7 protein-coding genes are annotated in these 13,332 nt (G+C 66.0%); all 7 read left to right on the forward strand.

The window, feature by feature from the left end; translation table 11 throughout:
- Window positions 1-360 precede the first annotated feature (360 nt).
- The 7 genes from rpoB (at window position 361) to tuf (ending at window position 13,319) form a co-directional block, all read left to right on the forward strand.
- The gene (gene rpoB, locus ABZ851_RS23980; protein ID WP_361131075.1) at window positions 361-3,846 is read left to right on the forward strand and encodes a DNA-directed RNA polymerase subunit beta; all 3,486 of its coding nucleotides are present in this window, start codon (window positions 361-363) and stop codon (window positions 3,844-3,846) included.
- A gap of 103 nt (window positions 3,847-3,949) precedes the next feature.
- Window positions 3,950-7,849, forward strand: a complete 3,900-nt coding sequence (locus ABZ851_RS23985) for a DNA-directed RNA polymerase subunit beta' (RefSeq protein WP_311623458.1) — start codon at window positions 3,950-3,952, stop codon at window positions 7,847-7,849.
- Window positions 7,850-8,079: 230 nt separating this feature from the next.
- The gene (locus ABZ851_RS23990) at window positions 8,080-8,562 is read left to right on the forward strand and encodes a DUF1707 and DUF4190 domain-containing protein (protein ID WP_361131178.1); all 483 of its coding nucleotides are present in this window, start codon (window positions 8,080-8,082) and stop codon (window positions 8,560-8,562) included.
- Between the two features lie 403 nt (window positions 8,563-8,965).
- Window positions 8,966-9,337: a 30S ribosomal protein S12 gene (gene rpsL / locus ABZ851_RS23995; RefSeq protein ID WP_003948652.1), complete on the forward strand. Its 372-nt coding sequence runs from the start codon at window positions 8,966-8,968 to the stop codon at window positions 9,335-9,337.
- A gap of 2 nt (window positions 9,338-9,339) precedes the next feature.
- Window positions 9,340-9,810 carry a 30S ribosomal protein S7 gene (rpsG, locus tag ABZ851_RS24000; RefSeq protein WP_004571813.1) on the forward strand — a complete coding sequence of 157 codons (471 nt, stop codon included), beginning with the start codon at window positions 9,340-9,342 and terminating at the stop codon, window positions 9,808-9,810.
- Window positions 9,811-9,849: 39 nt separating this feature from the next.
- Window positions 9,850-11,970 carry an elongation factor G gene (gene fusA, locus ABZ851_RS24005; protein WP_088798410.1) on the forward strand — a complete coding sequence of 707 codons (2,121 nt, stop codon included), beginning with the start codon at window positions 9,850-9,852 and terminating at the stop codon, window positions 11,968-11,970.
- A 155-nt stretch (window positions 11,971-12,125) separates the two neighbouring features.
- Window positions 12,126-13,319, forward strand: coding sequence for an elongation factor Tu (gene tuf / locus ABZ851_RS24010; RefSeq protein WP_088798409.1), 1,194 nt, complete (start codon window positions 12,126-12,128; stop codon window positions 13,317-13,319).
- Window positions 13,320-13,332: the final 13 nt, after the last annotated feature.

Below are 13,332 nucleotides of genomic sequence, written 5' to 3' on the forward strand. Positions count from 1 at the left end.
CGACGAAGAGGGAAGCATCGGTGTGCGCCACTGGCGCAGGGCTTTCGGCAGGCGCAGGGCAATGGGCGTAGAGAAGAACAACGAGGAGTTCCTCCGGTGCGGAGGACACGACCTCCCGGAGGGAGAAGATCGGTATCACGGCGTTGAACCGGTCTCCGGAAACTCGCTCTGGACATCAGTGTGCCAAGTGGCTACACTGACCCTTTGCGCTGCCTGTTAGCTGCTCCCTGCCCGTCACCAGGGGCATACCCGAGCCCGAGCAAAGCTGAATGATCTGCCCTGACCTGGGCTTTCCCTCAGTCTGTTCGGTTCGGGACCGGTACGCGCGTAGTGAGTCCGAGCCCTCGGAAGGACCCCCTCTTGGCCGCCTCGCGCAACGCCTCGACTGCCAATACGAACAACGGCGACAGCACCGCCCCGCTGCGCATCTCTTTTGCGAAGATCAAGGAGCCCCTCGGGGTTCCGAACCTCCTTGCGCTGCAGACCGAAAGCTTCGACTGGCTGCTCGGCAATGCCGCATGGAAGGGTCGCGTCGAGGCTGCGCTGGAGAGTGGGCAGGAAGTCCCCACCAAGTCCGGTCTGGAGGAGATCTTCGAAGAGATCTCCCCGATCGAGGACTTCTCCGGGTCGATGTCGCTGACGTTCCGCGACCACCGCTTCGAGCCCCCGAAGAACTCCATCGACGAGTGCAAGGAGCGCGACTTCACGTACGCGGCTCCGCTCTTCGTCACCGCTGAGTTCACGAACAACGAGACCGGCGAGATCAAGTCCCAGACGGTCTTCATGGGCGACTTCCCGCTCATGACGAACAAGGGCACCTTCTGCATCAACGGCACCGAGCGTGTCGTCGTCTCGCAGCTGGTGCGCTCGCCGGGCGTGTACTTCGACAGCTCCATCGACAAGACGTCCGACAAGGACATCTTCTCCGCCAAGATCATCCCGTCCCGGGGTGCCTGGCTGGAGATGGAGATCGACAAGCGCGACATGGTCGGTGTGCGCATCGACCGCAAGCGCAAGCAGTCCGTGACCGTTCTGCTCAAGGCTCTCGGTTGGACGACCGAGCAGATCCTCGAGGAGTTCGGCGAGTACGAGTCGATGCGCGCCACCCTGGAGAAGGACCACACCCAGGGCCAGGACGACGCGCTGCTCGACATCTACCGCAAGCTGCGTCCGGGCGAGCCGCCCACGCGTGAGGCCGCGCAGACGCTGCTGGAGAACCTGTACTTCAACCCGAAGCGCTACGACCTCGCGAAGGTCGGCCGCTACAAGGTCAACAAGAAGCTCGGCGGCGACGAGCCGCTGGACGCCGGTGTGCTGACCACCGATGACGTCATCGCCACGATCAAGTACCTGGTCAAGCTGCACGCCGGCGAGACCGAGACGATCGGCGAGAACGGCACGGAGATCGTCGTCGAGACCGACGACATCGACCACTTCGGCAACCGCCGTCTGCGCAACGTCGGCGAGCTCATCCAGAACCAGGTCCGTACGGGTCTCGCCCGTATGGAGCGCGTCGTGCGCGAGCGCATGACCACCCAGGACGTCGAGGCGATCACGCCGCAGACCCTGATCAACATCCGGCCGGTCGTCGCCTCCATCAAGGAGTTCTTCGGCACCAGCCAGCTGTCCCAGTTCATGGACCAGACCAACCCGCTGTCGGGTCTGACCCACAAGCGCCGTCTGTCGGCGCTGGGCCCGGGTGGTCTCTCCCGTGAGCGGGCCGGCCTGGACGTCCGTGACGTGCACCCCTCGCACTACGGCCGCATGTGCCCGATTGAGACCCCCGAAGGTCCCAACATCGGTCTGATCGGCTCGCTGGCCTCCTACGGCCGGGTCAACGTCTTCGGCTTCATCGAGACGCCCTACCGCAAGGTCGTCGACGGCCAGGTCACGGAGGAGGTGGACTACCTCACCGCTGATGAGGAGGACCGCTTCCTGATCGCCCAGGCCAACGCGAAGCTGACCGAGGACATGCGCTTCGCCGAGCAGCGTGTCCTGGTCCGCCGTCGTGGCGGCGAGGTCGACCTGGTCCCCGCCGACGAGGTCGACTTCATGGACGTCTCGCCGCGCCAGATGGTGTCGGCCGCGACCGCCATGATCCCCTTCCTCGAGCACGACGACGCCAACCGTGCGCTCATGGGCTCGAACATGATGCGCCAGGCCGTTCCGCTGATCAAGGCGGAGTCGCCGCTGGTCGGCACCGGCATGGAGTACCGCTGTGCGGTCGACGCCGGTGACGTCATCAAGGCGGAGAAGGACGGTGTGGTCCAGGAGGTCTCCGCGGACTACATCACCGTCGCCAACGACGACGGCACGTACACCACGTACCGCGTCGCCAAGTTCACCCGCTCCAACCAGGGCACCTCCTTCAACCAGAAGGTCGTCGTGGACGAGGGCGCGAGGGTCATCGAGGGCCAGGTCCTCGCCGACGGTCCGTCCACGGACGAAGGCGAGATGGCGCTCGGCAAGAACCTGCTCGTGGCGTTCATGCCGTGGGAGGGCCACAACTACGAGGACGCGATCATCCTGTCGCAGCGCCTCGTGCAGGACGACGTCCTCTCCTCGATCCACATCGAGGAGCACGAGGTCGACGCCCGTGACACCAAGCTGGGCCCCGAGGAGATCACCCGGGACATCCCGAACGTCTCCGAGGAGGTCCTCTCCGACCTCGACGAGCGCGGCATCATCCGTATCGGTGCCGAGGTCGTGGCCGGCGACATCCTCGTCGGCAAGGTCACGCCCAAGGGTGAGACCGAGCTGACCCCCGAGGAGCGCCTGCTCCGCGCGATCTTCGGTGAGAAGGCGCGCGAGGTGCGCGACACCTCGCTGAAGGTGCCGCACGGTGAGATCGGCAAGGTCATCGGCGTCCGCGTCTTCGACCGCGAAGAGGGCGACGAGCTGCCCCCGGGCGTGAACCAGCTGGTCCGCGTCTACGTCGCCCAGAAGCGCAAGATCACCGACGGTGACAAGCTCGCCGGCCGTCACGGCAACAAGGGCGTCATCTCCAAGATCCTCCCGGTCGAGGACATGCCGTTCCTGGAGGACGGCACCCCGGTCGACATCATCCTCAACCCGCTGGGTGTCCCGTCCCGAATGAACCCGGGACAGGTCCTGGAGATCCACCTCGGCTGGCTCGCCAGCCAGGGCTGGAAGGTCGAGGGCGTCGAGGAGGAGTGGAAGAAGCGTCTGCACGCGATTTCCGCCGACGAGGTCGCCCCGGGCTCCAACGTCGCCACCCCGGTGTTCGACGGTGCGCGCGAGGACGAGATCTCCGGTCTCTTCGAGTCGACGATCCCCAACCGCGACGGCGAGCGGATGGTCAAGGGCTCCGGCAAGGCGCGGCTGTTCGACGGCCGCTCCGGTGAGCCGTTCCCGGACCCGATCTCGATCGGGTACATGTACATCCTCAAGCTGCACCACCTGGTCGACGACAAGCTCCACGCGCGTTCGACCGGTCCGTACTCGATGATCACCCAGCAGCCGCTGGGTGGTAAGGCTCAGTTCGGTGGCCAGCGGTTCGGTGAGATGGAGGTGTGGGCGCTGGAGGCTTACGGCGCCGCCTACGCCCTCCAGGAGCTGCTGACGATCAAGTCCGACGACGTGACCGGCCGCGTGAAGGTCTACGAGGCCATCGTCAAGGGCGAGAACATCCCCGAGCCCGGCATTCCCGAGTCCTTCAAGGTGCTCATCAAGGAAATGCAGTCCCTGTGCCTCAACGTGGAGGTGCTGTCCTCGGACGGCATGTCCATCGAGATGCGCGACACCGACGAGGACGTCTTCCGCGCAGCGGAGGAGCTCGGCATCGACCTGTCCCGGCGCGAGCCGAGCAGCGTCGAAGAGGTCTGACGGGAGTTCCGGCCGCGGGGAGTCAGCGATGGCTCCCCCGGCCGGCCCCAGGACCCCCGTTTCAGACCCCAAGACTTACAACCCTGAGAGGGATTGACGCATAGTGCTCGACGTCAACTTCTTCGATGAGCTCCGGATCGGTCTGGCCACCGCTGACGACATCCGTCAGTGGAGCCACGGCGAGGTCAAGAAGCCCGAGACCATCAACTACCGCACCCTCAAGCCCGAAAAGGACGGACTCTTCTGCGAGAAGATCTTCGGTCCGACCCGGGACTGGGAGTGCTACTGCGGTAAGTACAAGCGCGTCCGCTTCAAGGGCATCATCTGCGAGCGCTGTGGCGTCGAGGTCACTCGCGCCAAGGTGCGCCGTGAGCGGATGGGCCACATCGAGCTGGCCGCTCCCGTCACCCACATCTGGTACTTCAAGGGCGTGCCGAGCCGGCTGGGCTACCTGCTGGACCTCGCCCCCAAGGACCTCGAAAAGGTCATCTACTTCGCCGCCTACATGATCACGTGGGTGGACGAGGAGCGCCGCACGCGCGACCTGCCCTCGCTGGAGGCGCACGTCTCCGTCGAGCGTCAGCAGATCGAGCAGCGCCGCGACTCCGACCTGGAGGCCCGCGCCAAGAAGCTCGAGACCGACCTGGCCGAGCTGGAGGCCGAGGGCGCCAAGGCCGACGTGCGCCGCAAGGTGCGCGAGGGCGCCGAGCGTGAGATGAAGCAGCTGCGCGACCGTGCGCAGCGCGAGATCGACCGTCTCGACGAGGTCTGGAGTCGCTTCAAGAACCTCAAGGTCCAGGACCTCGAGGGCGACGAGCTGCTCTACCGCGAGCTGCGGGACCGCTTCGGCACGTACTTCGACGGCTCCATGGGTGCCGCTGCCCTGCAGAAGCGCCTGGAGACCTTCGACCTCGACGAGGAGGCCGAGCGCCTCCGCGAGATCATCCGTACCGGCAAGGGCCAGAAGAAGACCCGTGCGCTCAAGCGCCTCAAGGTCGTCTCCGCCTTCCTGCAGACCCGCAACAGCCCCAAGGGCATGGTGCTGGACTGCATCCCGGTGATCCCGCCGGACCTGCGTCCGATGGTGCAGCTGGACGGTGGCCGCTTCGCGACCTCCGACCTGAACGACCTGTACCGCCGTGTGATCAACCGCAACAACCGCCTCAAGCGGCTTCTCGACCTCGGCGCGCCCGAGATCATCGTGAACAACGAGAAGCGCATGCTCCAGGAGGCCGTGGACGCCCTCTTCGACAACGGTCGTCGCGGCCGCCCGGTCACCGGTCCCGGTAACCGCCCGCTGAAGTCCCTCAGCGACATGCTGAAGGGCAAGCAGGGCCGCTTCCGTCAGAACCTGCTCGGTAAGCGAGTCGACTACTCGGCGCGTTCCGTCATCGTCGTCGGCCCGCAGCTCAAGCTGCACCAGTGCGGTCTGCCCAAGGCCATGGCGCTGGAGCTCTTCAAGCCGTTCGTGATGAAGCGCCTGGTGGACCTCAACCACGCGCAGAACATCAAGAGCGCCAAGCGCATGGTCGAGCGCGGCCGCACGGTCGTTTACGACGTGCTCGAAGAGGTCATCGCCGAGCACCCGGTGCTGCTGAACCGTGCACCCACCCTGCACCGTCTGGGCATCCAGGCCTTCGAGCCGCAGCTGGTCGAGGGCAAGGCCATTCAGATTCACCCGCTCGTCTGCACCGCGTTCAACGCGGACTTCGACGGTGACCAGATGGCCGTCCACCTCCCGCTGTCCGCGGAGGCCCAGGCCGAGGCCCGCATCCTGATGCTGTCCTCGAACAACATCCTCAAGCCGGCCGACGGCCGTCCGGTCACCATGCCGACCCAGGACATGGTGCTCGGCCTCTTCTTCCTCACCACGGATGAAGAGGAGCGCGAGGTCAAGGGCGAGGGCCGGGCCTTCGGCTCGGTCGCCGAGGCCATCATGGCCTTCGACGCCCGTGAGCTCTCGCTGCAGGCGAAGGTCGACATCCGCTTCCCGATCGGTACCGTCCCGCCCCGCGGCTGGACCCCGCCGGTTCCGGAGGAGGGCGAGCCCGAGTGGCAGCAGGGTGACAGCTTCCGGCTGCGGACGACCCTGGGCCGCGCGCTCTTCAACGAGCTGCTGCCCGAGGACTACCCGTTCGTCGACTACTCGGTGGGCAAGAAGCAGCTCTCCGCGATCGTCAACGACCTGGCGGAGCGCTACCCCAAGGTCATCGTGGCGGCGACGCTCGACAACCTGAAGGCGGCCGGCTTCCACTGGGCGACCCGTTCCGGCGTCACCGTCGCCGTCTCGGACATCGTCGTGCCGGAGGCCAAGAAGGCCATCGTCGCGGGCTACGAGGCCCAGGACGAGAAGGTCCAGAAGCAGTACGAGCGCGGTCTGATCACCAAGGACGAGCGCACTCAGGAACTGATCAACATCTGGACCAAGGCGACCAACGAGGTCGCCGAGGCGATGAACGAGAACTTCCCCAAGACGAACCCCATCTTCATGATGGTTGACTCGGGTGCCCGAGGAAACATGATGCAGATGCGGCAGATCGCCGGTATGCGTGGTCTGGTGTCGAACGCGAAGAACGAGACCATCCCGCGTCCGATTAAGGCGTCGTTCCGCGAGGGCCTGTCCGTGCTGGAGTACTTCATCTCCACCCACGGTGCCCGTAAGGGTCTGGCGGACACCGCCCTGCGTACCGCCGACTCCGGTTACCTCACCCGTCGTCTGGTCGACGTCTCCCAGGACGTCATCATTCGCGAGGAGGACTGCGGCACCGAGCGCGGCCTCAAGCTGCGGATCGCCTCGAAGGACGCCGCCGGTGTCCTGCGCAAGGCGGACGACGTCGAGTCCAGCGTCTACGCCCGCATGCTCGCCGAGGACGTCGTCGTCGACGGCAAGGTCGTCGCCCCGGCGAACGTCGACCTCGGTGACGTGCTCATCGACGCGCTGGTCAACGCGGGCGTCGAGGAGGTCAAGACCCGCTCGGTCCTGACCTGTGAGTCCGCGGTCGGCACCTGTGCCTTCTGCTACGGCCGTTCGCTGGCCACCGGCAAGCTGGTCGACATCGGTGAGGCGGTCGGCATCATCGCCGCCCAGTCCATCGGTGAGCCCGGCACCCAGCTGACGATGCGTACCTTCCACACCGGTGGTGTGGCCGGTGACGACATCACCCTGGGTCTGCCGCGTGTCGTCGAGCTCTTCGAGGCCCGTACGCCCAAGGGTGTCGCCCCGATCTCGGAGGCGGCCGGCCGCGTCCGCATCGAGGAGACCGAGAAGACCAAGAAGGTCATCGTCACCCCGGACGACGGCAGCGACGAGACGGCTTACGGCGTCTCCAAGCGTGCCCGTCTCCTGGTGGGCGAGGGCGACCACGTCACGGTCGGCCAGCCGCTGACCGTGGGTGCCGTGAACCCGCACGACGTGCTGCGGATCCTCGGCCAGCGTGCCGTCCAGGTCCACCTGGTCGGCGAGGTCCAGAAGGTCTACAACAGCCAGGGCGTGGCGATCCACGACAAGCACATCGAGATCATCATCCGGCAGATGCTGCGCCGTGTGACGATCATCGAGTCCGGCGACGCGGAGCTGCTGCCGGGCGAGCTGGTGGAGCGCACCAAGTTCGAGGGCGAGAACCGTCGCGTCGTGGCGGAAGGCGGCCACCCGGCCTCCGGCCGTCCGCAGCTGATGGGTATCACCAAGGCGTCGCTGGCCACCGAGTCGTGGCTGTCGGCGGCGTCCTTCCAGGAGACGACCAGGGTCCTGACCGACGCGGCGATCAACGCCAAGTCGGACTCCCTGATCGGCCTCAAGGAGAACGTCATCATCGGTAAGCTCATCCCGGCCGGTACGGGCCTGTCCCGCTACCGCAACATCCGGGTGGAGCCCACCGAGGAGGCGAAGGCCGCGATGTACTCGGCCGTCGGTTACGACGACATCGACTACTCGCCCTTCGGCACCGGCTCCGGCCAGGCGGTCCCGCTGGAGGACTACGACTACGGTCCGTACAACCAGTAAGCCCGGTCCGTACGACAGCAACGGGGCGGCCATCCCTCGCGGGGTGGCCGCCCCGCGGCGTTGTCCGGCCCTCCCGCAGGGTTGGCGGCCGTGCGGTGGAACTTGTCCTCCCATTGCTGCGTCTGTGATGAGAAGATGGGGAGAACTGTCGAGCGGGGGAGGTTCGCGAAGTGGCATTCCAGCCGTGGCAGGGCGGGCAGCCGGCTCAGCCGTCGCATCAGGTGCCGGCGATGCGGGCCTCGCACGCTGATCGCGAGCGGGCGGTCGATGTGCTCAAGGCGGGATTCGCCGAGGGGCGGCTGCAGCAGCCGGAGTACGAGCAGCGGATAGGGCGGGCCTACAAGGCGCAGACCCACGCGGAGCTGCAGATGCTGGTCGCGGATCTTCCGCAGGGGCCGGTACCGCAGGCGCAGTTCCAGCCGCAGCGGCCGATGGTGCCGGCGACGTTCATGCCGGTGCAGATGCCGGCGCCGGTGCACTCCAACTCGTCGGCGACGGGTGCGCTGGTCTGCGGGATCATGACGCCGGTGACCTGGGGGCTGACGGCGATTCCGGCGGTGATCCTGGGACACAAGGCGCGTGCCGAGATCCGTCGCTCGGGGGAGCGGGGGGACGGCCAGGCCATCGCGGGGCTGGTGCTGGGCTGGCTGGCGATCGGCGGCTGGGCGCTGTTTCTGCTGGTCTTCATCCTGTCGGCGGCGGTCAACCTCTGACTGGTGGGCGGCTCGGACAGCAGGCGGCCGCGGCGGTGGCGCAGCGGCCGTGGCGGCGGGGCGGTGCCTTCTTCCGTACGGTCGCCGATCCCACTACGGTGGCCGCAACGCCGTGAGGAGTCCGGCGTGTCCTTCGCGTGTGCATTTGTTTTGACCGCAGCCCATGCGGTAGGTACGCTCTGACCTTGTGCCTGGGGTGTCCCTGGGCTGTCGTGCGCGCAATTCTTCACAGCCGCTGGCCTGGAGAGTCACAGCACGGAAGCCGGGTTTTGACACCGCAATCTGCCGCCTCACTCGTTCCAGCGAGGGACCGGACTGCAGTATTCGACACACCCGACCGCGTGGGTCGGGGAACGTTCCAGGTTAGCTTTACCGAGACTGGCACACAGAAACCGGAGAAACGGTGCCTACGATCCAGCAGCTGGTCCGCAAGGGCCGGCAGGACAAGGTCGAGAAGAACAAGACGCCCGCGCTCGAGGGTTCCCCCCAGCGCCGTGGCGTCTGCACGCGTGTTTTCACGACCACCCCGAAGAAGCCGAACTCGGCCCTGCGTAAGGTCGCGCGTGTGCGTCTGACCAGCGGGATCGAGGTCACCGCTTACATTCCGGGTGAGGGCCACAACCTGCAGGAGCACTCGATCGTGCTCGTGCGTGGTGGTCGTGTGAAGGACCTGCCGGGTGTTCGGTACAAGATCATCCGCGGCTCCCTCGACACGCAGGGCGTCAAGAACCGCAAGCAGGCTCGCAGCCGCTACGGCGCCAAGAAGGAGAAGTAAGAATGCCTCGTAAGGGCCCCGCCCCGAAGCGCCCGGTCATCATCGACCCGGTCTACGGTTCTCCTCTGGTGACCTCCCTCATCAACAAGGTGCTGCTGAACGGAAAGCGCTCCACCGCCGAGCGCATCGTTTACGGCGCCATGGAGGGTCTGCGCGAGAAGACCGGCAACGACCCGGTCATCACGCTCAAGCGCGCGCTCGAGAACATCAAGCCGACCCTTGAGGTCAAGTCCCGCCGTGTCGGTGGCGCGACCTACCAGGTCCCGGTCGAGGTCAAGCCCGGCCGCGCCGCCACCCTCTCGCTGCGCTGGCTCGTGGGCTACTCCCGCGCCCGCCGCGAGAAGACCATGACCGAGCGCCTCATGAACGAACTGCTCGACGCCTCCAACGGCCTCGGCGCTTCGGTCAAGAAGCGTGAGGACACGCACAAGATGGCCGAGTCCAACAAGGCCTTCGCGCACTACCGCTGGTAGTCGCAACCCACATCGAGACCGAGAGAAGATTGAGCCACTATGGCTACCACTTCGCTTGACCTGGCCAAGGTCCGCAACATCGGGATCATGGCCCACATCGACGCGGGCAAGACGACCACCACCGAGCGGATCCTGTTCTACACCGGTGTTTCGTACAAGATCGGTGAGGTCCACGACGGCGCTGCCACGATGGACTGGATGGAGCAGGAGCAGGAGCGCGGCATCACCATCACGTCTGCCGCGACGACCTGCCACTGGCCGCTGGAGAACGTCGACAACACCATCAACATCATCGACACCCCGGGCCACGTCGACTTCACGGTCGAGGTGGAGCGCTCGCTGCGCGTCCTGGACGGTGCGGTGACGGTGTTCGACGGCGTTGCCGGTGTCGAGCCCCAGTCCGAGACCGTTTGGCGTCAGGCGGACCGCTACGGCGTGCCGCGTATCTGCTTCGTCAACAAGCTCGACCGCACGGGCGCCGAGTTCCACCGCTGCGTGGACATGATCGTGGACCGCCTGGGCGCGACCCCGATCGTGATGCAGCTCCCGATCGGCACCGAGGCGGACTTCAAGGGTGTCGTCGACCTCGTCACCATGAAGGCCCTGGTCTGGTCGGCCGAGGCCGCCAAGGGCGAGATGTACGACACCGTCGACATCCCGGACACGCACATCGAGGCTGCCGACGAGTGGCGCGGCAAGCTGCTCGAGGCCGTTGCCGAGAACGATGAAGAGATCATGGAGCTGTACCTGGAGGGCCAGGAGCCCACCGTGGAGCAGCTCTACGCGGCGATCCGCCGGATCACCATCGCTTCGGGCAAGGCCGAGAACACCACCGTGACCCCGGTGTTCTGCGGTACCGCGTTCAAGAACAAGGGCGTCCAGCCCCTGCTCGACGCGGTCGTGCGCTACCTCCCCTCCCCGCTGGACGTCGAGGCCATCGAGGGCCACGCGGTCAACGACCCGGAAGAGGTCATCAAGCGCAAGCCGTCCGAGGCCGAGCCGCTGTCCGCCCTTGCGTTCAAGATTGCGAGCGACCCCCACCTGGGCAAGCTCACCTTCATCCGGGTGTACTCGGGCCGCCTCGAGGCCGGCTCGCAGGTGCAGAACTCGGTGAAGGGCAAGAAGGAGCGCATCGGCAAGATCTACCGGATGCACGCGAACAAGCGTGAGGAGATCGAGTCGGTGGGTGCCGGTGACATCGTCGCCGTCATGGGTCTGAAGCAGACCACCACCGGTGAGACCCTCTGCGACGCGGGCAACCCGGTGATCCTGGAATCGATGGAGTTCCCGGCTCCGGTCATCCAGGTCGCCATCGAGCCCAAGTCCAAGGGCGACCAGGAGAAGCTGGGTGTCGCCATCCAGCGTCTCGCCGAAGAGGACCCCTCGTTCCAGGTGCACACCGACGAGGAGACCGGCCAGACCATCATCGCGGGTATGGGCGAGCTGCACCTCGACGTGCTGGTCGACCGTATGAAGCGTGAGTTCCGGGTCGAGGCCAACGTCGGCAAGCCGCAGGTCGCGTACCGCGAGACCCTGCGCAAGCCGGTCGAGCGTCTCGACTACACGCACAAGAAGCAGACCGGTGGTTCCGGCCAGTTCGCGAAGGTGCAGATCGCGATCGCGCCGCTCGAGGGCGACGGGTACGAGTTCGAGAACAAGGTCACCGGTGGCCGTATCCCGCGGGAGTACATCCCGTCCGTGGACGCGGGCTGCCAGGAGGCCATGGAGTTCGGTGTTCTCGCCGGCTACCCGCTGACCGGTGTCAAGGTCACCCTGCTCGACGGTGCCTTCCACGAGGTCGACTCGTCGGAAATGGCCTTCAAGATCGCCGGTTCGATGGCCTTCAAGGAGGCCGCGCGCAAGGCCTCCCCGGCTCTGCTCGAGCCGATGATGAAGGTCGAGGTCACCACGCCCGAGGACTACATGGGCGACGTGATCGGCGACATCAACTCCCGCCGTGGACAGATCCAGTCCATGGAGGAGCGCAGCGGTGCCAAGCTCGTCACGGGCCTGGTCCCCCTCTCGGAGATGTTCGGCTACGTCGGAGACCTCCGCAGCAAGACGTCGGGTCGCGCGAGCTACTCGATGCAGTTCGACTCCTACGCCGAGGTTCCCCGGAACGTCGCCGAGGAGATCATCGCGAAGGCCAAGGGCGAGTAGTCCCGTCTCCGCGGAGTCGGAACACGCTTTAGGCTTGACACCGTCTGATGGGGTAATCCCCGCAATCCGCGAGGATTGCCCCGTCAGCCGGCATCCCAGCAAAGATCACCTGGCGCCGATGAGTAAGGCGTACAGAACCACTTCAGGAGGAACCAGTGGCGAAGGCGAAGTTCGAGCGGACTAAGCCGCACGTCAACATCGGCACCATCGGTCACATTGACCACGGTAAGACGACCCTCACGGCCGCCATTACCAAGGTGCTGCACGACGCGTACCCGGAGCTGAACGAGGCCTCGGCCTTCGACCAGATCGACAAGGCTCCTGAGGAGCGCCAGCGCGGTATCACGATTTCGATCGCGCACGTCGAGTACCAGACGGAGAACCGTCACTACGCCCACGTCGACTGCCCCGGTCACGCGGACTACATCAAGAACATGATCACGGGTGCGGCGCAGATGGACGGCGCCATCCTCGTGGTTGCCGCCACCGACGGCCCGATGCCGCAGACCAAGGAGCACGTGCTCCTGGCCCGCCAGGTCGGCGTTCCGTACATCGTTGTCGCCCTGAACAAGGCCGACATGGTGGACGACGAGGAGATCCTGGAGCTCGTCGAGCTCGAGGTCCGCGAGCTCCTCTCCGAGTACGAGTTCCCCGGCGACGACGTTCCGGTCGTCAAGGTCTCGGCGCTCAAGGCGCTCGAGGGCGACAAGGAGTGGGGCGACTCCGTCCTCAAGCTCATGGCCGCCGTCGACGAGGCGATCCCGCAGCCCGAGCGTGACGTCGACAAGCCGTTCCTGATGCCGATCGAGGACGTCTTCACGATCACCGGCCGTGGCACCGTTGTCACCGGTCGTATCGAGCGTGGTGTCCTCAAGGTCAACGAGACCGTCGACATCATCGGCATCAAGACCGAGAAGACCACCACCACGGTCACCGGTATCGAGATGTTCCGGAAGCTCCTCGACGAGGGCCAGGCCGGTGAGAACGTCGGTCTGCTGCTTCGCGGTATCAAGCGCGAGGACGTCGAGCGCGGCCAGGTCATCATCAAGCCGGGTTCGGTCACGCCGCACACCTCGTTCGAGGCCCAGGCCTACATCCTGTCGAAGGACGAGGGTGGCCGCCACACCCCGTTCTTCAACAACTACCGCCCGCAGTTCTACTTCCGTACCACGGACGTGACCGGCGTCGTGACCCTCCCCGAGGGCACCGAGATGGTCATGCCGGGCGACAACACCGAGATGTCGGTCGAGCTGATCCAGCCGGTCGCCATGGAGGAGGGCCTGAAGTTCGCCATCCGTGAGGGTGGCCGGACCGTCGGCGCCGGCCAGGTCACCAAGATCAACAAGTAATTCCGTTGATCCG

Source organism: Streptomyces sp. NPDC047049 (genome assembly GCF_040643995.1).
Lineage (GTDB): Bacteria > Actinomycetota > Actinomycetes > Streptomycetales > Streptomycetaceae > Streptomyces > Streptomyces mooreae.

Coding starts and splice junctions, on each gene's coding strand:
- ABZ851_RS23990 (WP_361131178.1), top strand. CDS start 8,080: ATGCGGGCCTCGCACGCTGATCGCGAGCGGGCGGTCGATGTGCTCAAG.
- rpsG (WP_004571813.1), top strand. CDS start 9,340: ATGCCTCGTAAGGGCCCCGCCCCGAAGCGCCCGGTCATCATCGACCCG.
- fusA (WP_088798410.1), top strand. CDS start 9,850: ATGGCTACCACTTCGCTTGACCTGGCCAAGGTCCGCAACATCGGGATC.